This is a genomic window from Shewanella sp. S23-S33, from assembly GCF_043359565.1.
In the GTDB taxonomy this organism is placed as follows: domain Bacteria; phylum Pseudomonadota; class Gammaproteobacteria; order Enterobacterales; family Shewanellaceae; genus Shewanella; species Shewanella oncorhynchi.
In genome coordinates, this window is record NZ_JBHFFD010000024.1 from 152,191 (window position 1) to 173,785 (window position 21,595).

The following is a 21,595-nucleotide window of genomic DNA, read 5'->3' on the forward strand; positions in this document are numbered from 1 at the left end:
AACTGTATCGCCTTTAGGCAGTCACAACGGACGATAACGATTTAATGAATGTAATTGATACCGATGATTTAGAAAAACATACTCCTATGATGCGTCAGTACTTGACGATGAAAGCAGAACATCACGATATGTTGCTGTTTTATCGCATGGGTGACTTCTACGAGTTGTTTTATGACGATGCTAAACGCGCTTCTGAGCTGTTAGGCATTTCACTCACTGCGCGCGGTAAAAGTGGTGGCGATCCTATTCCGATGGCGGGGCTTCCTTACCATGCTGTGGAAGGCTATCTTGCAAAATTAGTTCAAATTGGTCAATCAGTTGCGATTTGCGAACAGATTGGCGATCCCGCGACATCTAAAGGGCCGGTAGAACGTAAAGTGGTGCGAATTGTCACGCCAGGCACCTTAACCGACGAAGCGTTGCTGCAGGAACGCCAAGACAATCTGTTAGCCGCGGTTTATCAAGGTAAAGTCGGTTTTGGTTATGCCACATTAGATGTTTCATCCGGACGTTTTGTGATTGCAGAGCTCGACACCCGAGAGTCATTAGAAGCGGAATTGCAACGCACTAATCCCGTTGAAATTCTCTACAGTGAAGACTTTGGTGAACTTGGACTACTTAACGGTTTTAAAGGCAAACGCCGTCGCCCCGAGTGGGAATTTGATTACGATACGAGTATCAAGTTACTACTGGCCCAGTTTGGCACGAAAGACTTGCATGGTTTTGGTATCGCAGATGCACGTTTATCACTGCAGGCTGCGGGTTGCTTAATGCAATATGTCAAAGACACACAGCGCACGGCACTGCCCCATATCAATGCCATTATCCGCTTCAATCAAACCGATAGCATAGTGCTCGATGCGGCAACGCGCCGAAATTTAGAATTAACTCAAAACCTTGCCGGTGGCCGCGATAATACCTTAGCGGCAGTATTGGATAATACGGCAACGCCTATGGGCAGCCGTATGTTACAACGCTGGATCCATCAGCCTCTGCGAGATCCTAAGCAAATCAAGGCGCGCCAACAGGCGGTGACTGAACTCCTCGATACCGCAGCCCACGAAGGTTTGCATGAGCAGTTAAAGGCACTTGGCGATATCGAACGTATCATGGCAAGACTCGCGCTGCGTACCGCTCGTCCAAGGGACTTTGCACGTTTACGTCAAGCTCTGGGCTTATTGCCTGAATTACAACTGAGTTTAAGTACACTGAGCGCACCGCACACGACCCAGTTGCGCCAACACTTAGGTGAGTTCCCCGCAGAGCAAGCCCTACTTGAGCGCGCGATAGTCGATAATCCACCTATGCTTATCCGCGATGGCGGGGTGATCCGTGAAGGCTACAACAGCGAACTAGATGAATGGCGCGGTCTGAGCGAAGGAGCGAGTGATTACTTAGTACAACTTGAAGCCAGAGAAAAAGAACGTACTGGCATCAATACACTTAAAGTCGGCTATAACCGCGTACACGGCTATTACATCGAAGTGAGTCGTCTGCAATCCTCACAAGTACCGCTCAATTATCAACGACGCCAAACACTTAAGAATATGGAGCGTTATATCACGCCCGAACTTAAGGAATACGAAGAAAAAGTCCTCTCGAGCCAAGGTAAAGCGCTGGCACTCGAAAAGCAGTTATGGGAACAGTTGTTCGATCTTATTCTGCCAAAATTGCATGAATTACAAGCCTTTGCTAGAGCTGCGGCTGAGCTTGATGTGTTGAGTAACTTTGCCGAGCGTGCCGAAACCTTAGGCTACACTTGTCCAGAGCTGAGCCAAGATATCGGAGTACAGATAGAGGCTGGTCGCCATCCAGTGGTGGAGCGTGTTAGCCAAACGCCGTTTATCGCTAACCCAGTGACCTTGCACAATCAAAGACGTATGTTGATTGTCACCGGACCCAACATGGGCGGTAAATCGACCTATATGCGTCAAGTCGCCTTGATTACGCTGATGGCCCATATTGGTTGTTTTGTGCCAGCAGATCGCGCCCTGATTGGCACAATTGATCGCATCTTTACCCGTATTGGCGCATCAGACGATCTGGCCTCTGGCCGCTCAACCTTTATGGTAGAAATGACTGAAACTGCCAACATTCTGCACAATGCCACTGCCAGTAGTTTAGTGTTAATGGATGAAATCGGCCGTGGAACATCCACCTATGATGGTTTATCGCTAGCTTGGTCGGCGGCGGAATATTTAGCCCAGCAAGTCGGGGCTATGACCCTATTCGCCACCCATTATTTTGAGCTAACTCAATTACCTGACTTAATGGCAGGTGTTTACAATGTGCACCTTGATGCCATAGAGCACGATGATACCATCGCCTTTATGCATGCAGTACAAGAAGGCGCCGCCAGTAAAAGCTACGGCTTACAAGTTGCGGCGCTTGCCGGCGTGCCAAACAAAGTGATTAAAGCAGCGAAACATAAATTGCAGCAATTGGAGAGTCGCGATCACCAACCAGAAGGAACAAGGACGCCCATTCAAAGCTTACTCGCTTTACCTGAACCGGTTGAAAATCCAGCTTTGACTAAATTAAGTAGCATTAATCCCGATAACTTAACGCCAAAACAGGCGCTTGATTTGCTCTATGAACTGAAACGCTTGAGCTAGACATCAGGTGATCTAAATAAAAGCCTAAAGATAACAACGCCCACTCTATAGTGGGCGTTTTACTTTATGACGTGATCTCACACTAAGTACATTTTCTGGATAGCTTCTCTGAAAGGCACCAGAAGACCGATATTAGTTTCTAAATAAAGCCTCAACAGATAAACCTTGAGAACCCAATAAATCACGTAAGCGTTTTAATGCTTCCACTTGGATTTGACGAACACGTTCACGGGTTAAACCAATTTCAGCCCCCACATCTTCAAGCGTAGAAGGTTCATAACCTAACAAACCAAAACGACGGGCTAATACTTCTCTTTGTTTTGTGTTCAACTCGTTAAGCCATTTCACCACCGAGTTAGAGATGTCTTCATCTTGCACTTTATAGTCAGGGCCAACACTATCATCATCGGCCAGTACATCTAATAATGCTTTCTCGTTATCGCCCCCCAAAGGCGTATCAACAGAGGTAATTTTTTCATTCAGCTTCAGCATGCGGCTCACATCAGAGCTAGAAACTTGCAGTTTTTCAGCAATTTCTTCCGCTGTAGGTTCATGATCCAGTTTTTGTGCTAATTCGCGGGCTGTGCGCAAGTATACGTTGAGTTCTTTAACAACATGAATCGGCAAACGAATAGTACGAGTTTGATTCATGATAGCGCGTTCAATCGTCTGTCTGATCCACCAAGTCGCATAGGTTGAAAAACGAAAACCTCTTTCTGGGTCAAACTTTTCTACGGCACGAATTAGACCTAAATTACCCTCTTCGATAAGATCGAGCAGTGCTAAGCCGCGGTTATTGTAACGACGTGCAATTTTTACGACGAGACGTAAATTACTTTCGATCATGCGATTACGGGATTTTGCACAACCTTTTAAGGCCTTACGGGAAAAGTAAACTTCTTCTTCTGCGCTAAGCAGTGGGGAAAAACCAATCTCACCTAGATAAAGTTGAGTGGCATCAAGATTTTTTTGCAGGTCATCTTGGACCTGTTGTTCTATTCCTAGCTCTTGGACTAGATCGGTGGCAACTTCTTCTTTTTCAAGATCAAAGTCTACGGTTTCTACGGAAAAATCTACTAGTGCTTCTGCGGCAGTGCTATTTATGCGGCTCATGATCAAATCTCCCAAACCTAATTAAACTGCTGAATTAGTGCAATTTCCTATCCTCCATTTGCCAACAAGGCCCCAAACAATCATTGTTTAGGTAAATAAGTAAGTGGGTTTACAGACTGTCCATGGTAACGAATTTCAAAATGTAACATTACCCGATTGGCACCTGTATTGCCCATTTTTGCAACAGTCTGCCCTGCGAGGACATGTTGCTTTTCTTTGACTAAGATCTTGTCCGTATGAGCATAAGCACTAAGGTAATCGTCACTATGTTTAATAATCACTAAATTACCGTAACCCCTAAGAGCACTTCCTGCGTATACCACCCGCCCATCTGCAGCAGCTTTGATGATATCTCCCCGATTTCCCGCGATCTTAATACCTTTATTTCCCTGCTCATTGGCAGAATAAGTTCCGATTAACTTCCCTCTTACTGGCCACTGCCACTGACTCACACTGACTGGCAGTGTTGAGGTGGGTGGAACCATTAGTTGGTTAACGTTTTGTTGGGAACTTGTTACAAGGTACGCGGGCTTAGCTTTCTGATCAAGTGTTTTTTTCAGATCGTTACTTGACTTAGCATTAGGCTGATAAACCTTATCATCTAATTGTTTTTTATCACTTTTACTTGAGTTAGCATCTAAATTACCCGTTATATTTCCATCTAAAGTCGTAGATTTTGATTGGTTACTAGATTTAGCATTAGTTAAATATAAAATCTGTCCAGGGTAAATTGTATAAGGGTTATCTAATTGATTAAGTTTAGCTATTTCAGAAAAGTCTTTCCCTGCAGCCCAAGAAATAGAGTAGAGAGTGTCACCTTTTTTAACTTTATATGAATTCGATTTAATGTGGCCTTTGCTATTTTTAGAGTAGCTATGGGAAATATTTTCGACGGGTGCGGGTCTGCTGGCCTGAAAGCTACAGCCTACAAGCAGAAATATAAAGCAAAGGTTTAAGAGTAAACCCGCATTCAACAATAAAAACTCCTTGGTAAGGTTGTATTACTGTTTATGATGAGAAAATGACGCCTTCTGTGCAAAACAAGCACTTCGCTTAACACAGTAGCACAACACAAGGTTAAGCTAACTCTCCATTAATTAAAGGTACAAATTTAACCGTTTCAATGGTTTCAGAACTAAAGCGGTCAGCAGTGCGCGTAATACGCATCAATTGCTGAGTATCCTCTCCCACAGGTAAGACTAACACCCCTCCATCAGCCAACTGAGACAGCAAAGCTTCTGGTATAGTCGCCGCCGCCGCAGTCACCATAATGGCATCGAACGGACTACGATTAGCCCATCCCAACCAACCATCACCATATTTAAACGACACATTATGCAAATCTAATCGTTTTAAACGCTGTCTTGCTTGAATTTGTAAACCTTTGATCCGTTCGATAGTACAAAGCTGAGGCACCAATTGAGCCAAAATGGCTGCCTGATAGCCCGATCCCGTCCCCACTTCTAACACTCGCTGTGGCATCTTGTGCAGTAAGAGTTCGCTCATACGGGCAACGATATAAGGCTGCGAAATGGTTTGCCCTTGTCCAATTGGCAAAGCCGTATTTTCATAAGCTTTATGGGCTAGCGCATTATCGAGAAACATTTCTCGCGGCGTATGCGATATCGCCTTTAACACGGCTTGATTACGGATCCCCGCATCTTGAAGCTTTTTAGCTAAATTCACCGCCGATGTTAAGGCAACTCGAGTCATATTTTATCTACCCAATTTTGCAATGCCGTTAGTTGTCCGTAGGCGGTTAAGTCAACCGTCAAGGGCGTAATTGAAACATAGCCATTGGCGATAGCATGAAAATCAGTGCCCTCTGTGGCATCCTGCTCTTGTCCCGGTGGACCAAGCCAGAAGATTTCACGTCCGGCAGGATCTTGCGTTCGCACTATGCCTTCGGCCTTATGACGAGCACCGAGGCGAGTCACTTTGATCCCTTTAATTTGATCAAGTGGCAAGTCAGGCACATTCACATTTAAGATCTGATCTTTTGCCAAAGGCTGGGCCAACAAACCTTGAACTATCCGCCGAGCATAAACAGCAGCCGATTGATAATGTTCGAATTTACGGCCATTAAGCGAAATCGCTATTGCAGGAAAACCTAAAAAGCGTCCTTCCATCGCGGCGGCAACTGTCCCCGAATATAAGGTGTCATCACCCATATTTGCCCCCGCATTGATGCCAGACACCACCATATCAGGTTCGCCATCACATAATTCTCGGATAGCCAAATGAACGCAATCTGTCGGTGTACCGTGAACGGAAATATAGCCATTATCTAACCTATTAATTCTTAATGGATTAGTCAAGGTTAATGAGTTGCTCGCACCAGAGCAATTTCGATCCGGCCCAACAGTCAGCACAGTCGCTATTTCAGCCAAAGCCTCAGATAAGGCTTTGATACCTGGAGCATTAATCCCATCGTCATTGCTAACAAGGATACGGATCATGACTCTGCTTCAGTCTTAACAGTATCAGTGTTAGCCACTACGTTAGCGTTAGTTACCTCAGGCGCAGGCTCCTGCACCAATGTCGCTTGCCATTGCTGCTCTTTAACATCTTGATAATTAACCAACTCTCTCAACAAGGATGTGGCAAAACTGCCCGCAGGCAACACAAACTCCAGCACTAAGCCATCAGCGGTTTGTTCATATTTAAGGCCTTGGGGCTCAAGCAGTAACGGACGGCGTTCTTGCTCTAATCCGGCGTGCTCTAAACCATAGCAATCGTCAGCTAACTCACTCATGGCTAAGGTTTCTACCGCAGCAGCTTCACCTTGGGGTAACATCATGCCGCGCCCCCACAATGGTGCAGAAAGTTGAATGTCTTTTTCAATCAGACGCTTCAATACGATGAGATCCCATTCAGGCGTCACGAAGAAGCTTTTGCTGCCCGCTAACATCACACAATCACCCGCTAAAGGCTTAGTGCCATGGTTGGCTAATCGGTACGACACTACAGTGTTAAACAGATTTGAGCGCACGGCAGACAAATACATGCTGCGCTTATTTCTGTCTTTCACTTTTTTACCCGCCATCATTTGGCGACCAAACACTAAGTTTTTGCCATCGTGACCAAAGCGCTGCTCACCAAAATAATTGGGCACGCCCACTTGAGCGACCTTTTCGATACGACTGATAATGTCTTCCACTTGGGTGACATTTCTCAGGGTAAGAATAAAGCGGTTACCGACTAAGGCACCAATTCGCAGTTTCTTGCTGTGGCGGCTGCTCGACAATATGGTCAAACGCTCACTATTGAGATCCTTCCAAGCAGGCGTTTCTTTACCAGGAATACGCACACCGAACCATTGTTCTGTGATGGCATTTTTATCTTTTTGCCCAGCGTAGGTCACTTCCTTTGGATGCACCTTAGCAAACTTAGCGATCATTTCCGCGACTTGTACTGTATTTAGCCCTTCTTTGCGTACATGCAGCATATGATGTTCACCTTCACCCGTCGGGCTAAAAGGCAAAATCTCTTTCACGATAAAATCGCTATTTTGGGTTCTTAGATCTGCTGTACCTAAAGGCTTACCATACAGATAATGTAATTCGCTCATGGGACTTTTTTACTCTTAAGTTAATCGTGTTTGCGGGCCATAAGTACCACGGCTTCTACCGCAATACCTTCTTTACGCCCGGTAAATCCAAGCTGTTCAGTCGTGGTCGCTTTGACATTAATATCGTCAAGTTCCGCGGTTAAATCGGCGGCTAATATCTGGCGCATTGCCTCTATGTGCGGTGCCATTTTAGGAGCTTGGGCTATGATAGTGACGTCAAGATTGCCGAGCACAAAGCCTTTCGCTCTCGCTAAAGCATAGCAATGACGCAGCAATACGCGGCTATCGGCACCCTTATAGGCGGCATCGGTATCGGGGAAATGTTTGCCTATGTCACCGAGCGCTAAAGCACCGAGGATGGCATCGGAAATCGCATGCAGTACCACATCACCATCTGAATGTGCGACTAGGCCTGTTTCATAGGGTACTTCCACGCCACAAAGGATAAGTGGCCGCGCCGCACCAAATTTATGCACATCGAAACCATGGCCGATACGGATTTTCATTTAATATTCCTAACGTATTATTTTACTTTGATTATGACTATTTAACGGCACGCATCAAAAACAGTTCGGCTAGCCCTAAATCGTCGGGATGCGTTACTTTTATATTATCAGCACGGCCCGAAACGAGTCCGGGTGATATCCCCGCCCATTCCATCGCAGAAGCCTCATCTGTGACTACCGCACCTGCAGCCAGAGCCGCATTGAGGTAATTTTTTAATTGCTGCGCTGGAAATAACTGCGGCGTCAATGCATGCCATAAATTATCGCGGCACACAGTGGCACTGATTTCACCCTGTTTATTCGCGCGCTTCATGGTATCGCGTACAGGCATTGCCAAAATAGCACCTTGGGGGAATTGCACTCTGGATGCGAGTAACTTGTCGATATCCGTCGCGGTTAAACAAGGTCTTGCCGCATCATGCACTAAGGCCCAACTGTGCTCGGGCGCAATTTGCAGCGCCGCCAACACAGAATCTGCGCGCTCACCGCCACCTATTACTGTAATCAATTTAGGATGTGCGGCCTGTGGCAGGGTATTGAAGATAGTATCATTCGAATGTAAGGCAACGATGACGTGGGAAATGTGCGGGTGAGACAACAGCTTATCTAAGGTATGAGCGAGAATACTCTGGCCGCACACCTCAAGATATTGCTTAGGTCTGTCGGCGCCCATACGGCTACCTATGCCTGCGGCGGGAACGATGGCAACCACAGCTTGAGTGACATGCTCAGCTTGGCGCTGCAATTCAATTTGTGTTACCAGATCAGATTGACTATCGGGATTGGATTGTTCATTTAATCCAAGATCTAAATGTCCTAGCTCTGTCATCCTAACTCCATATTACTGAGATGGACTCGATACCGAGCGCTCACCACCCACGACGCGATAGAAAGTCTCGCCTTCTTTAACCATGCCAAGTTCGTTACGTGCGCGCTCTTCGATGGCTTCTGTACCACTTTTCAGATCGATGATTTCTTCCTTCAGCACTTGGTTACGCTCATTGAGTTTGGCGTTACCTTCTTGCTGGGCGGCAATTTGTTTTTGCAGAACGAAATATTCAGGAAGACTATTACCTCCCGACCAAAGACGGAATTGCAGTACACCGAGTAGCACTATGAGTGCAATGACAAAAAATTTCATGGAGGAATTAGCGTCAGTATCTTGGATTAAAAAAATATACAGCAGATAGTACAACAAAAAAGGCCACCAAGTGGTGGCCTTTTTACATCAAATATTAAATTACGCCTGACCTTTGATCTCTTTCAAACCACGGTATGGGGCTTTTTCACCTAATTGCTCTTCGATGCGCAGCAATTGGTTGTATTTAGCGACACGGTCAGAACGACACAGTGAACCGGTTTTGATTTGACCAGCAGCAGTACCCACGGCTAAGTCAGCAATGGTTGAATCTTCAGTCTCACCACTACGATGTGAAATCACGGCGGTATAACCCGCTTCTTTCGCCATACGAATAGCCGCTAAAGTCTCAGTCAATGAACCAATTTGGTTAAACTTGATAAGGATTGAGTTAGCAATACCGTTTTCAATACCACGGGTTAAGATTTTAGTGTTAGTAACGAATAAATCGTCGCCCACTAATTGGATCTTATCGCCCATAATTTGAGTTTGGTAAGCCCAACCATCCCAATCTGATTCATCTAAACCGTCTTCGATAGACACGATTGGGTATTGGTCAGCCAATGATTTTAAGAAATCAGAGAAACCATTCGAGTCGAAGACTTTGCCTTCGCCCGCTAAATCGTATTTGCCGTCTTTGTAGAATTCAGATGCAGCGCAATCCAGCGCTAACGTCACATCAGTACCTAACTTGTAGCCAGCCAGTTCAACCGCTTCTTTGATAATGGCTAACGCATCAGCATTTGACGCTAAGTTAGGTGCAAAACCACCTTCGTCACCCACAGAAGTGCTTAGACCTTTGTCGTGCAATACTTTTTTCAGTGTATGGAAGATTTCAGCGCCCATGCGCAGTGCTTCACGGAAGGTTTTCGCGCCAACAGGTTGCACCATGAATTCTTGGATATCAACGTTGTTATCCGCGTGCTCGCCACCGTTTAAGATGTTCATCATAGGCACAGGCATAGAATATTGGCCTGGTGTACCGTTTAATTCAGCAATATGCGCGTATAAAGGAATACCTTTAGATGCTGCTGCTGCTTTAGCAGCCGCTAAAGACACAGCCAGAATCGCGTTTGCGCCTAACTTGTCTTTGTTTTCTGTGCCATCTAAGTCGATCATGATTTGATCAAGCTCAGCTTGTGCAGTCGCATCTTTGCCTAATAATGCAGCGCGGATGACACCGTTTACGTTAGCAACAGCGGTTAATACGCCTTTGCCTAAATAACGGCTCTTATCGCCATCACGTAATTCTAACGCTTCACGGCTACCGGTTGATGCACCAGAAGGCGCCGCAGCCATACCCACAAAACCACCTTCTAAATGCACTTCGGCTTCAACAGTTGGGTTACCACGAGAATCCATAATCTCGCGACCAATCACGTTAATAATCTTAGCCATAACACCCTCGATTTAAGTTTAAAGATAAAAGAAAAAACCAATACCTATGGGAATAAATGGGAGTCACATACCGCAGAAAATAACCAAATTCCATTTACGGTTTGCGTCCATACAGATGCAACGGATACGCATGCTGTTTACACCCAGAAGTATTAAATTCTTATGTTTCAAGTAGCAACGAGTGTAGCAAAAGGCCGGCCCCACTGTCGCGGGTCCGGCCTCACATATTCTTACTTCAGATCACGTTTTTGATGCGCACTTGCCGCAGCAATAAACCCTTCGAACAATGGGTGACCATCGCGCGGCGTTGAGGTGAATTCAGGATGGAATTGACCTGCAACAAACCATGGGTGATCTTTTAATTCGATCATTTCCACCAGTTTACGATCAGAAGACAAACCGCTGAAGATCATGCCGGCTTGCTCTAAACGCTCTCTGTATTTGTTGTTCACTTCGTAACGGTGACGGTGACGTTCTACACAGCTGTTGCCTTTGTAGGCTTGAGCCGCTTTTGAACCCTCGAGTAAATGACACAATTGAGCGCCTAAACGCATAGTGCCACCTAAGTCAGACGCTTCATGGCGCTGCTCAACATTACCTTCTTCGTCAATCCATTCAGTGATCAAACCCACCACTGGGAACGGCGTTTCTTTATTGAATTCAGTTGAATGTGCATCAGCCATACCTGCAACATTACGCGCAAATTCAATCAAGGCAACTTGCATACCTAAACAAATACCGAAATACGGTAGATTGTTTTCACGGGCAAATTTTGCCGCCAGTATCTTACCTTCAACACCACGCTCGCCAAAACCGCCTGGTACTAAGATACCGTCTAAGCCCTGCAAGACTTCTTCGCCTTTAGCTTCAACGGTTTGTGAATCAATGTACTTGATGGTCACAGATACGCGGTTTTTAAGGCCTGCGTGTTTTAATGCTTCGTTAACTGACTTATAGGCATCTGGCAGTTCAATGTATTTACCCACCATACCAATAACGACTTCGCCGTTTGGATTAGCTTCTTGATAAATCACATTTTCCCACTCAGACAGATCCGCTTCACGGCATTCTAAACCGAAACGCTTAACCACTAAGTCATCCAAACCTTGTGAACGTAACAAAGCTGGGATTTTATAAATACTATCAACATCTTTTAATGAAATAACCGCACGCTCTTCGACGTTACAGAACAGCGAAATTTTGGCTTTTTCATTAGCAGGAATCGCACGATCACCACGGCAAACCAGCACATCTGGTGCAATACCGATAGAACGCAGCTCTTTCACTGAGTGTTGAGTTGGCTTAGTTTTCACTTCGCCTGCAGCACCTAAGAAAGGCACTAAGGTTAAATGCATGAACAGAGTACGATCACGACCCAGCTCAACACCGAGCTGACGGATAGACTCTAGGAACGGCAAGGATTCGATATCACCCACAGTACCGCCGATTTCGACGATAGCCACATCATGGCCTTCGCCACCGGCTAATACTTTTTCTTTAATCGCATTAGTGATGTGTGGGATAACCTGAATAGTTGCGCCCAAATAATCGCCACGACGTTCTTTACGTAATACTTCTTCGTAAATACGACCGGTAGTGAAGTTGTTACGACGATTCATCTTAGTACGGATGAAACGCTCGTAGTGACCCAAGTCGAGATCTGTTTCTGCACCGTCTTCAGTAACAAATACTTCGCCATGTTGGGTTGGGCTCATGGTACCCGGATCAACGTTAATGTAAGGGTCCAGTTTCATGATGGTTACATTGAGACCGCGGGCCTCTAAAATTGCAGCTAATGATGCTGCTGCAATGCCTTTACCTAGTGATGAAACAACGCCACCAGTAACGAAGATATACCTTGTAGTCATGCTGAACCTGAGAAAATGAGTTTGAAAATACGTGCTTGTAAGAAAGCACTAGGACGGGGCAGTAGTATACCAAAGGCGGCGCGATTCGACAAACACCAATCGGGATAATTTGCCGTTTATCTCGTCTCCGTCGCTTTTACTTGGTCCCAATAGGCATCGAGCTCCATTAATGTGTGCTCTTCCATGCTTTTACCGCTGTCACTCGCCAACTGTTCAACGCCGCGAAAACGGCGTTCAAATTTAAGATTGGCTTGTCGCAACGCTTGTTCTGGATCGACCTTAAGATGTCGAGCTAAATTCACCACGGCAAACAGCAAGTCGCCCATTTCGGACTGCACTTTCGCTTGATCTTGCTCGGGTTGATTCACTTCATGCAAGACTTCATCGATTTCTTCGTGGATTTTAGCAACCACGGGCTCAAGCTCGGCCCAATCAAACCCGACTCGTGCCACCCTTTGCTGAATTTTAATTGAGCGCGACAGCGCAGGTTGGGTACGCGGAATATTGTCTAACGCAGAAACCACAGTATCAGCTTGGGTTTCACCCGCCACTTGCAGGGCCTTTTGTTCACGCTCAATCGCCTTAATTGCTTCCCAATTGGCTTTCATCGCTTGGGCGCTATCGCCTATTTGCGGATTTTGCTCACCGAACACATGGGGATGACGACGGGTTAACTTGTCGCTAATTTTCTCAATCACGCTCGTAAAGTCAAACTTGCCTTGCTCTTTACCGAGCTGACAATAGAATACGATTTGAAATAACAAATCCCCGAGTTCATCGGGTAACTCATCCCAGGCTAAACGCTCTATGGTATCGGCAACTTCATAGGCCTCCTCTAAAGTAAAAGGCACTATGGTTTGAAAGGTTTGCGCTTTGTCCCACGGGCAACCCGTGTGCGGATCACGCAGTTTTTCCATGATCTTAAGTAGCGGCTCTACATCTGTTATAGACAGTTCCGTTGTAAAAGGTTCCGTTGTAGAAGGTTCCGTTGTAGAAGTTTCAGTGAGAGAAGGTTCAGTAGAAAATGAGGTTAATGGCGCCGTGTGGGAAGTCATGCTGATATCCTTTAAAGATAAATACTGCAACGGGCGAATATTGAGAAAGAACAAAAAATACGCCTCCGCAGTATTTTTTAGCAAAAGGCTACAATAAAGCGATGATGATAAGCTAGGTAAAATAAAAGTGCTATTTTGATGCTGAGATCAGATTTTAGTGACGTATTTCAACTAAGACTTATTTTAACTAAAGAGCGTTCGCTCCATTTCGTAATTCACTCATCTCGTGAGCAATAAATTGACAACCTTCCTCCCCAATAAATTCTCATCTATGTCCTGCATACAAGTATTTAGCGCAAGCCATCTTAAATGATAAGATACGCAGCAATATTTCAATGAAGCTAAAACTCACCGAGTGAAGACCTGACAATTTCGGCCAAACTATGTACATGATAAATGCGGTCCTTCAATTTATTCATTTGATTGATGTTAGGTATATTTCGATTCTGTCGTCCGATGTTAGGACGCACACCCTTATCGTTTTTAAGCATTACTGGAGACAAAACTCATGACAAACGTGACAGTGGATGCCACGCAGTTAACGACTAAGCCATCCCAAGATGGTTTTTATATGCCTGGCGAATGGGCTGCGCAGCAAGCGGTGTGGATGATTTGGCCCTATCGTCCTGATAACTGGCGTGCAGCTGGTGCTTATGCTCAGGCGACCTTTGCTAAGGTGGCCGATGCCATTGGTGCGGCAACCCCTGTTTATATGGGTGTTCCTAAGACGTTTTTAGCCGAAGCTAAAGCGGTGATGCCATCCCATGTCACCTTGGTTGAAATGGACAGTAACGATTGCTGGGCTCGTGACACTGGGCCAACCGTAGTTGTGAATGACAATGGCGAATGCCGTGGTGTTGACTGGGGTTTTAATGCTTGGGGCGGCCATAACGGTGGTTTGTACTTCCCATGGGATAAGGACGAGCAAGTCGCGCAGCAGATGCTTGCGCAGCATGGTTTTGCCCGTTACAGCGCGCCGTTGATCCTCGAAGGTGGCTCCATCCATGTCGATGGTGAAGGCACCTGTATGACGAGTGCAGAATGCTTACTCAATGCCAACCGTAACCCTGAACTGACAAAAGAACAGATTGAAGACTTACTGCGTGACTATTTGAATATTAAGCAGTTTATCTGGTTGCAAGATGGCGTGTATATGGATGAGACCGATGGTCATATCGACAATATGTGCTGTTTCGCCCGTCCTGGTGAAGTCATTCTGCACTGGACCGATGATGAGACTGATCCCCAGTATCCACGCTCAAAAGCGGCGCTAGAGGTGTTGCAAAATACCGTGGATGCCAAAGGCCGTAAGTTAAAAATCCATCTGTTGCCACAACCGGGGCCGCTGTATTGCACCGAAGAAGAATCAAAAGGTGTGGCTGAAGGCACTGGCGTGCCACGCACGGCGGGTGAGCGTTTAGCCGGTTCTTATGTGAACTTTTTAATCACCAATAATCGCATCGTGTTCCCGTTGCTTGATCCTGCAACCGATGATATCGCCGCCGAAAAACTACAGGAAATCTTCCCAGAGCATGAAATTGTGGGTGTGCCAGCCCGTGAGATTTTATTAGGTGGCGGCAATATCCATTGTATTACTCAGCAAATCCCTGCTGGAAAGTAACCCAAGGAGAACAGAATGACGATTGATGTCACTGTTATTACACCACAATTGGCTTTCTGCGGGAGGGCATAAGATGTTTGAAGTCACTGAAGTTTCTATTGCCGAGCTGCGTGCTGCGCTCGAATCAGGCCGCACCACCGCAGTGGAGCTGGTGAAGTCTTATCTCGCGCGGGTTGAGGCATATGACGGCCCTGCGACAAAGACTAAGCTCAATGCGTTAGTGGTACACAACCCCGATGCGCTCAAAGAAGCTGAGGCGTCAGATGCGCGCCGCGCCCGTGGTGAAATACTGAGCCCACTTGAGGGTATTCCGTATACCGCCAAGGATAGCTATTTGGTGAAGGGACTGACGGCGGCGTCTGGTAGCCCAGCCTTTAAGGATTTAGTGGCGCAATACGATGCCTTTGCCGTTGAGCGCCTACGCGCCGCGGGTGCCATTTGCCTAGGCAAAACCAATATGCCACCTATGGCCAATGGCGGTATGCAGCGTGGTCACTATGGCCGCGCTGAAAGCCCGTACAATGCTGAGTATCTTACTGCACCATTCGCTTCGGGCTCTTCCAATGGGGCGGGCACGGGCACGGCAGCAAGTTACTCTGCTTTTGGTCTTGCTGAAGAAACTTGGTCGAGCGGTCGAGGTCCTGCGTCCAATAACGGTTTGTGTGCTTACACTCCATCACGGGGCGTGATTTCGGTGCGCGGTAACTGGCCGTTAACGCCGACCATGGATGTCGTCGTGCCTTATACCCGCACTATGGCCGATATGCTTGAAGTGTTGGATGTGATTGTGGCCGACGATCCTATCACCCGTGGCGATCTCTGGCGTCTGCAACCTTGGGTCAAGATCCCTAAAGCCTCCACCGTTCGCCCAGAATCCTATCTGGAGCTTGCCGCTCAAGCCGACACGCTTAAGGGTAAACGTTTTGGCGTGCCGCGTATGTACATCAATAAAGATGAATTGGCAGGCACCAGCGAAAATCCAGGCATTGGCGGCCCAACGGGTCAACGTATTCATACCCGCCAATCAGTTATCGATCTATGGGAAGCGGCACGCAAAGCCTTAGAAGCCGCTGGCGCCGAAGTGATTGAAGTCGATTTCCCGCTGGTTTCAAATTGTGAAGGTGATCGCCCAGGCGCGCCGACCGTGTTTAACCGCGGTATCGTCACGCCTCAATTCCTCCATGATGAATTATGGGAACTCTCGGGTTGGGCATTCGATGAATTCCTGCGTGCTAACAATGACCCTAAACTCAACAAGCTTGAAGATGTTAACGGCTATCTGATTTTCCCACACGACTTAGGCACCCTGCCGAATCGTGAAGGTGACTTAGCGGCAGGCATGGAAGAGTACGTCAACATGGCTAAGCGTGGTCTTAAATCCTATGACCAGATCGACAGCATTCCCGATGGTCTGCGTGGCTTAGAGAAGACCCGTAAGCTAGATCTCGAAGACTGGATGGACGAGCTTAAGCTTGATGCCGTGCTGTTCCCAACCGTGGCAGATGTCGGCCCTGCCGATGCGCATGTGAATCCGACTTCAGCCGATATCGCTTGGAGCAACGGAGTTTGGGTCGCTAATGGAAACCTTGCGATTCGCCATTTAGGCGTGCCGACTGTAACTGTGCCTATGGGTGTGATGGCCGATATTGGCATGCCAGTGGGTTTGACCTTCGCGGGCCGCGCCTATGACGATAATAACCTGCTTAAATTTGCAGGTGCATTTGAGTCAACAGGTAACAGGCGCATGATACCGCCACGCACGCCAAAGCTTGGCCAATAAGCGCTAAGACAATGCATAAGCCCAGGCACTAAATGCATGAGTTTAGAAATGAACAATGGGATTGGCATCAGAATGCCAATCCCGTTTTTTTTAATACTTACGTCGATACCTTTTCAACAAAGCTAGACTTATGCTGCTATAAAACATGCTGCTGTAAAACAGACAGCAACACTTAACGCGTCTTATCTTAATGCCAAGAGCTCTTTTCTGACGATCTCTGCGCCTGCACTTAAGGCGTTGAGTTTACCTCTTGCGACTTGATGGGATAAAGGCGTCATGCCACAGTTAGTACAAGGATAAAGCTTGTCGGCATCGACAAATTTAAGGGCTTTTCGTAGGGTGTCAGCCACTTCCTCTGCGGTTTCAATCGTGTCGGTGGCGACATCAATCGCGCCGACCATGACTTTCTTACCGCGAATGAGTTCAAGTAGCTCCATTGGCACATGGGAGTTGTGACATTCTAGCGAGATAATATCGATATTAGACTTTTGCAGTTTAGGAAACACTTCTTCATATTGGCGCCACTCTGAGCCCAAGGTTTTTTTCCAATCTGTATTGGCTTTGATGCCATAACCATAACAAATATGCACCGCCGTTTCGCATTTTAGCCCTTCAATGGCTCTTTCTAAACACGCGATACCCCAATCGTTTACCTCATCAAAAAACACATTAAAAGCCGGCTCATCAAATTGGATAATATCAACACCCGCCGCTTCTAATTCTTTGGCTTCCTCATTAAGAATTTTGGCAAATTCCCAAGCAAGCTTTTCGCGACTTTTATAATGGTCATCATAAAGCGTATCTATCATGGTCATAGGGCCAGGTAGGGCCCATTTAATCGGTTGCGTAGTTTGCTTGCGTAAAAATTTGGCATCTTCAACAAACACCGACTTTTGGCGGCTCACTGGGCCGACAACCGTGGGCACGCTCGCATCATAGCGATCACGAATTTTAACGATTTTACGTTTTGAAAAATCAACGCCATTAAGGTGCTCAATAAAGGTAGTGACAAAATGTTGCCGCGTTTGCTCGCCATCACTGACAATATCAATCCCTGCTAGCTGTTGATCCTGTAATGACAAACGCAGTGCATCGTGTTTCCCGGTAATTAATTCCTCTCCTTGCAATTTCCATGGAGACCAAAGTGTTTCAGGCTCTGCAAGCCATAAAGGTTTAGGTAAACTGCCCGCAGTTGAAGTCGGTAACAGTCTGTTGTTAATCAGGGTTTTATTAAGTCGTGTTGTCATAATAATGATGCCGTATTGGGTTAATTATTGAGCGTGACGATTAGGCTCAGAGCAACTAATCGTAATTAGCAGACCATTGTTCAAAAAACGTTTGATAGGGTTTGATAAAGTGCTCCGCTGCAAATTTGCCTTGCTCATTCGCCAATTGGCTACGTTCAGCTCGGTCATAAACAATTTGAGTCAGTGAATGATCCAAGTTTTCCAAATTAGGTTGATAGCATTTTCCTGCAACAGCATTGGCATTATAAATCTCAGGGCGATAGATTTTTTGAAAGGTGCCCATAGTGCTGATGGTGCTTATCAACTCAAGATGGGTGTAATCATTGAGTAAATCACCAAAGAAATAAAAAGCTAAAGGCGCCACACTATTTGGTGGCATAAAATAGCGCACCTGTAAGCCCATTTTTTTGAAATATTGCTCAGTTAAAGACGATTCATTTGGCTGATATTCAACCCCTAATACGGGATGCTGATTCTCAATTCTATGGTAGGTTTTATTATCCGACACACTGAGACAGATAACCGGTGGCTTATTAAAATTCTGTTTATAAGCATCAGAATTAACAAAAGACTGAAATAGCTTGCCATGTAGACCACCAAAATCATCTGGAATACTAAATTTGGCTTGGCCCTTATTATGTTCTGCCAGTAACACGCTAAAGTCATAATCGCGTACATAAGATGAAAAGTTATTGCCGACAATACCTTCAATACGTTTATTGGTTTTATGATCAACAATATTGGTTTTCAAAACTTCAATCGATGGGAAGGTTTGACCGCTGCCGTCAATATCCAAATTAACGGAGATAATTTCAAGTTCGACAGTATAACGATCGCCTTTAGGGTTATCCCAATGCGCTAAGGCATTAAAACTGTTATCAATCATCTTTAACGCGTTGCGTAAGTTCGCTTGGCGATGACTTCCTCTGGCCAAATTAGCAAAGTTGGTCGTGATACGCGTCTTGTCTGAGGGATGATAATTTTCATCAAGACAAATGCTGTTAATCGTAAATGTAAAATGCTTATTCATAGTGATCCAGTATCCCATTGTCTGATTTCAAACCTGAGTTTATGCCCTGCGCTTCTAGCTTCTCGACCCGACTCTGATAGACATTATTCGTGTTCTGTCTGAGGTTCTATTTAACTTAAGTGCCGATGACTTAAGTCCTGATGGCTTAGCTAGTGTGCAACTTCAAGCTTGTCTAATATTTCGCTTGGAGTCATTTATACGTGGTTCGGCACATGAACAAAAACGGTTTTATTTCACATAGAACATGAGCCATATTCATGATCAACTAGCAAGGCGTTGTTGATTAACCAAAACTCGGGATAGGGAAAAGCAGGGGAAGCAATATATTGTCGAGTTTGTTCTCCTAGAGCTGGCTTGTAATAGCCGATTACACATATTTCCCCAAAGCTCGTTGCATTACCTGTTGCGCGATATTCATCGCGCATTGTGCCCCCAGTGACTCGCCACCTCTTTGTTTAACAAAAAGCGTCCCTGAGGGCTCTACTAAAACATATCCTGTTTTAGAAGGTCACTGGTGCAACAATGCCAATCTTAACTAACCCTCTCGCTACACGTTTAGCTAAAAAGCTATTGCCCCAAAGCAAGATAACTTTGTTGTCAGTTTGCAGCATGAATTGTCATTGTTTCCCCTGTGACTCGCCATAAACTCGTCCCTGAGGGCTCGACGACGGCATCCATGCCGCCAACGGTCACAGTTGCAACAATGCCAATCTTAATTAACACTTCTGCTGTTCGTTTAGCTAAAAAGCTATTGCCCCAAAACGAGTTAACAAGTTTTCGGTGGAACAATAATGAACGACTTTCTGGCCTAGTAATATTCATCGTTATATCCCGTGTGATGTAATTCACTACTAACCATCAAAAAACGGGATAAGTATACAGTTGTATTCAAATTATAAGGATTGTGAACGATTTTCATCCTGCATTTGTGCGTGCTTTCTAATTTTTAAATAAATACCTTTAAAATTAATCACTTATAATTACCAGCTCATAGATAATATGTTTTAAAAACGCGCATGTGCGTTTTTCTAGGTGGTGTATTTGAAGCAAAGCCGATAACTTCGCTGCAATACAATCAGTTAACCATGTGCAGTAATGTTATACCAATAAGGAGTGAAGGTTGAGCGAGTATTTCGAAATCGCGTATGCGGCGACATCAAGTAGATTGTGCTTATTCACTGGAACAGGATTTTCGAAATCTGTATCAGATAACCAAGCCCCTAGCTGGCAAGGACTTTTGGAGTCACTGTGTGAACTTCTTGCAAATGGAAATGATTTAAAGGCCAGTCTATTTCCAAAAGACGGTAAAAATACACTCGGATTAGAGGAGGCGGCTCAGGTTATTTCTATTGAACTGCAAAAAGTAGGTAAGAGCATCCACGAAGAAATTGCAAAGGAAATCAGTTCCATAAAGTTGATGGGGAACAATGCATCAATAGAAGATTTTCTATCAAAATGCTCTTGTCGTGTTGTTACAACCAACTATGACAAGCTTGTCGAAGAGCTAGTAGGATTTGAAGCATGTCACTCCTTGACGCCTGGCCTGCCGATTCCTAGATCGTCAGCCAGGGTCAAAGTCTATCATGTTCATGGGTCGATAGACTCTCCAGAAAATATGGTTGTTACGTCAGATGACTACTTTAAGTTTATTCATAGCGAATCGTATTTTTCGAGGAAACTAAGCACGGTGTTACACGAAAATACCGTGGTTATCTTGGGCTACTCTCTTGGAGATGCAAATCTAAAATCAATAATCAGTGATTATAAAGGGTTTTCTAAAAACCACGTTATAGGCTCGAATATATTTTTGGTGTCGCGATCAAAAGTCGATCAACCGGTTAAGGATTACTATGCGCACTGTTACGGTATTCGAGTGATTGATGAAACAGAGTGCCATGATTTTTTTAAAAAGCTAAATTCGGAAATCCCGAATGCAGAAAAGTGTGCAGAATCATCAGTAGCAAATATAAAAAAAGTGGTTTTTAATAATCATCAATTCACGAAAGTTTTTTTAAGTATTGAAAATGCATTTTACGAAATAGTATCTTCGATTGCGGCTGTCGGCGTAAGTATAAATGATAAAAGAGTGGTTAAAGCACTTGGTCAAATTATTGAATTCAAAACGGATTTGACGAATGGGTATAATGCGTGGGAGCAGTATGAACATATGGCGCGATGGTTAATATATATTGCGAGCATATTGGAGATCAGAGGAACATCAATAGAAAAGGTGTTCTTAGACGCTACTCTCAGATCTATGAACTCTATGCGTAAAGAGCTTTACATAGGTTATTCATGGCACGCTTATAACTCTTGGAATCAGCGCTGGCCGGGAATTATTGCATCAAATAGGGTTTTAATTAGAGATTATATCGTGGAGAACACCGCATGGCCTGACGCTTTGCAGGTTGTAAATAGAAACTAGGTATAACAATTCGTTGCAGCCGGACAACTTTTCCGCTGTGCAACAAAGTTGCCTCAGAGTGCGGCGTTAATCCATAGAAATCTTAATCCGAAACCAACTGATTAGACTAAAAAACTAACGTGCTATTGTCCAAAAACTTGCTGGGTATCTCCTTCATATAGACAGGTTACACTAGTGCCAAAAGGTAAGCCATGGTGATTGGCGAGACGACCGTCCGCCCCATGGACG

18 protein-coding genes are annotated in these 21,595 nt (G+C 45.3%); 4 read left to right on the forward strand and 14 right to left on the reverse strand.

All coding sequences use genetic code 11. The annotated features are described in order from the left end of the window. Positions 1-44 precede the first annotated feature (44 nt). Positions 45-2,615, forward strand: coding sequence for a DNA mismatch repair protein MutS (gene mutS / locus ACHA99_RS08205; protein WP_393942098.1), 2,571 nt, complete (start codon positions 45-47; stop codon positions 2,613-2,615). Positions 2,616-2,747: 132 nt separating this feature from the next. On the opposite strand, the gene rpoS is transcribed toward mutS, so the two are convergent. The 11 genes from rpoS to mazG all read right to left on the reverse strand — a co-directional run bounded on the left by rpoS (position 2,748) and on the right by mazG (position 13,264). Continuing rightward, positions 2,748-3,728 (reverse strand): RNA polymerase sigma factor RpoS, encoded by a 981-nt coding sequence (rpoS, locus tag ACHA99_RS08210; RefSeq protein WP_028761361.1) that lies wholly within the window; start codon positions 3,726-3,728, stop codon positions 2,748-2,750. A gap of 80 nt (positions 3,729-3,808) precedes the next feature. Further along, positions 3,809-4,705: a peptidoglycan DD-metalloendopeptidase family protein gene (locus ACHA99_RS08215; protein ID WP_393942100.1), complete on the reverse strand. Its 897-nt coding sequence runs from the start codon at positions 4,703-4,705 to the stop codon at positions 3,809-3,811. A gap of 100 nt (positions 4,706-4,805) precedes the next feature. After that, on the reverse strand, positions 4,806-5,441 hold the full coding sequence (locus ACHA99_RS08220; protein ID WP_028761363.1) for a protein-L-isoaspartate(D-aspartate) O-methyltransferase: 636 nt from the start codon (positions 5,439-5,441) through the stop codon (positions 4,806-4,808). After that, a complete protein-coding gene (gene surE / locus ACHA99_RS08225) occupies positions 5,438-6,187 on the reverse strand; it encodes a 5'/3'-nucleotidase SurE (protein ID WP_105251808.1) in 750 nt (249 codons plus the stop codon). Before surE ends, ACHA99_RS08220 begins: the two co-directional genes overlap by 4 nt. Then, on the reverse strand, positions 6,184-7,299 hold the full coding sequence (truD, locus tag ACHA99_RS08230; RefSeq protein WP_219254092.1) for a tRNA pseudouridine(13) synthase TruD: 1,116 nt from the start codon (positions 7,297-7,299) through the stop codon (positions 6,184-6,186). The genes surE and truD overlap by 4 nt, the downstream gene beginning before the upstream one ends. Positions 7,300-7,319: 20 nt before the next feature. Next, positions 7,320-7,805, reverse strand: coding sequence for a 2-C-methyl-D-erythritol 2,4-cyclodiphosphate synthase (gene ispF, locus ACHA99_RS08235; protein WP_168822943.1), 486 nt, complete (start codon positions 7,803-7,805; stop codon positions 7,320-7,322). A 37-nt stretch (positions 7,806-7,842) separates the two neighbouring features. Then, a complete protein-coding gene (ispD, locus tag ACHA99_RS08240; protein ID WP_393942103.1) occupies positions 7,843-8,634 on the reverse strand; it encodes a 2-C-methyl-D-erythritol 4-phosphate cytidylyltransferase in 792 nt (263 codons plus the stop codon). A gap of 12 nt (positions 8,635-8,646) precedes the next feature. Beyond that, positions 8,647-8,946, reverse strand: a complete 300-nt coding sequence (gene ftsB / locus ACHA99_RS08245) for a cell division protein FtsB (RefSeq protein ID WP_105253074.1) — start codon at positions 8,944-8,946, stop codon at positions 8,647-8,649. A 99-nt stretch (positions 8,947-9,045) separates the two neighbouring features. Continuing rightward, on the reverse strand, positions 9,046-10,341 hold the full coding sequence (gene eno / locus ACHA99_RS08250; RefSeq protein WP_105251763.1) for a phosphopyruvate hydratase: 1,296 nt from the start codon (positions 10,339-10,341) through the stop codon (positions 9,046-9,048). 230 nt (positions 10,342-10,571) lie between these two features. Then, positions 10,572-12,209: a CTP synthase gene (locus ACHA99_RS08255; protein WP_012587102.1), complete on the reverse strand. Its 1,638-nt coding sequence runs from the start codon at positions 12,207-12,209 to the stop codon at positions 10,572-10,574. Between the two features lie 116 nt (positions 12,210-12,325). After that, the gene (gene mazG / locus ACHA99_RS08260; protein WP_263173244.1) at positions 12,326-13,264 is read right to left on the reverse strand and encodes a nucleoside triphosphate pyrophosphohydrolase; all 939 of its coding nucleotides are present in this window, start codon (positions 13,262-13,264) and stop codon (positions 12,326-12,328) included. 508 nt (positions 13,265-13,772) lie between these two features. Here mazG and aguA point away from each other — a divergent pair. Beyond that, on the forward strand, positions 13,773-14,885 hold the full coding sequence (gene aguA, locus ACHA99_RS08265) for an agmatine deiminase (protein WP_393942107.1): 1,113 nt from the start codon (positions 13,773-13,775) through the stop codon (positions 14,883-14,885). Positions 14,886-14,958: 73 nt separating this feature from the next. Next, complete coding sequence (locus ACHA99_RS08270) at positions 14,959-16,665, forward strand: amidase (RefSeq protein ID WP_393942124.1); 1,707 nt, start codon at positions 14,959-14,961, stop codon at positions 16,663-16,665. Between the two features lie 182 nt (positions 16,666-16,847). On the opposite strand, the gene ACHA99_RS08275 is transcribed toward ACHA99_RS08270, so the two are convergent. The 3 genes from ACHA99_RS08275 to ACHA99_RS08285 all read right to left on the reverse strand — a co-directional run bounded on the left by ACHA99_RS08275 (position 16,848) and on the right by ACHA99_RS08285 (position 19,764). Next, positions 16,848-17,912, reverse strand: a complete 1,065-nt coding sequence (locus ACHA99_RS08275; RefSeq protein WP_168822931.1) for a methionine synthase — start codon at positions 17,910-17,912, stop codon at positions 16,848-16,850. Between the two features lie 55 nt (positions 17,913-17,967). Further along, positions 17,968-18,942, reverse strand: a complete 975-nt coding sequence (locus tag ACHA99_RS08280) for a DUF1852 domain-containing protein (protein WP_393942109.1) — start codon at positions 18,940-18,942, stop codon at positions 17,968-17,970. Between the two features lie 597 nt (positions 18,943-19,539). Beyond that, a complete protein-coding gene (locus tag ACHA99_RS08285) occupies positions 19,540-19,764 on the reverse strand; it encodes a hypothetical protein (protein ID WP_212601497.1) in 225 nt (74 codons plus the stop codon). Positions 19,765-20,062: 298 nt separating this feature from the next. On the opposite strand from ACHA99_RS08285, the gene ACHA99_RS08290 reads away from it, so the two are divergent. Further along, on the forward strand, positions 20,063-21,367 hold the full coding sequence (locus ACHA99_RS08290; protein ID WP_393942112.1) for an SIR2 family protein: 1,305 nt from the start codon (positions 20,063-20,065) through the stop codon (positions 21,365-21,367). Positions 21,368-21,595 lie beyond the last annotated feature (228 nt).

Excerpts from the sequence above, each read along its gene's own strand:
- mutS (WP_393942098.1), top strand. The coding sequence starts at position 45 with ATGAATGTAATTGATACCGATGATTTAGAAAAACATACTCCTATGATG.
- rpoS (WP_028761361.1), bottom strand. The coding sequence starts at position 3,728 with ATGAGCCGCATAAATAGCACTGCCGCAGAAGCACTAGTAGATTTTTCC.
- ACHA99_RS08220 (WP_028761363.1), bottom strand. The coding sequence starts at position 5,441 with ATGACTCGAGTTGCCTTAACATCGGCGGTGAATTTAGCTAAAAAGCTT.
- surE (WP_105251808.1), bottom strand. The coding sequence starts at position 6,187 with ATGATCCGTATCCTTGTTAGCAATGACGATGGGATTAATGCTCCAGGT.
- truD (WP_219254092.1), bottom strand. The coding sequence starts at position 7,299 with ATGAGCGAATTACATTATCTGTATGGTAAGCCTTTAGGTACAGCAGAT.
- ispF (WP_168822943.1), bottom strand. The coding sequence starts at position 7,805 with ATGAAAATCCGTATCGGCCATGGTTTCGATGTGCATAAATTTGGTGCG.
- ispD (WP_393942103.1), bottom strand. The coding sequence starts at position 8,634 with ATGACAGAGCTAGGACATTTAGATCTTGGATTAAATGAACAATCCAAT.
- ftsB (WP_105253074.1), bottom strand. The coding sequence starts at position 8,946 with ATGAAATTTTTTGTCATTGCACTCATAGTGCTACTCGGTGTACTGCAA.
- eno (WP_105251763.1), bottom strand. The coding sequence starts at position 10,341 with ATGGCTAAGATTATTAACGTGATTGGTCGCGAGATTATGGATTCTCGT.
- ACHA99_RS08255 (WP_012587102.1), bottom strand. The coding sequence starts at position 12,209 with ATGACTACAAGGTATATCTTCGTTACTGGTGGCGTTGTTTCATCACTA.
- mazG (WP_263173244.1), bottom strand. The coding sequence starts at position 13,264 with ATGACTTCCCACACGGCGCCATTAACCTCATTTTCTACTGAACCTTCT.
- aguA (WP_393942107.1), top strand. The coding sequence starts at position 13,773 with ATGACAAACGTGACAGTGGATGCCACGCAGTTAACGACTAAGCCATCC.
- ACHA99_RS08270 (WP_393942124.1), top strand. The coding sequence starts at position 14,959 with ATGTTTGAAGTCACTGAAGTTTCTATTGCCGAGCTGCGTGCTGCGCTC.
- ACHA99_RS08275 (WP_168822931.1), bottom strand. The coding sequence starts at position 17,912 with ATGACAACACGACTTAATAAAACCCTGATTAACAACAGACTGTTACCG.
- ACHA99_RS08280 (WP_393942109.1), bottom strand. The coding sequence starts at position 18,942 with ATGAATAAGCATTTTACATTTACGATTAACAGCATTTGTCTTGATGAA.
- ACHA99_RS08285 (WP_212601497.1), bottom strand. The coding sequence starts at position 19,764 with ATGAATATTACTAGGCCAGAAAGTCGTTCATTATTGTTCCACCGAAAA.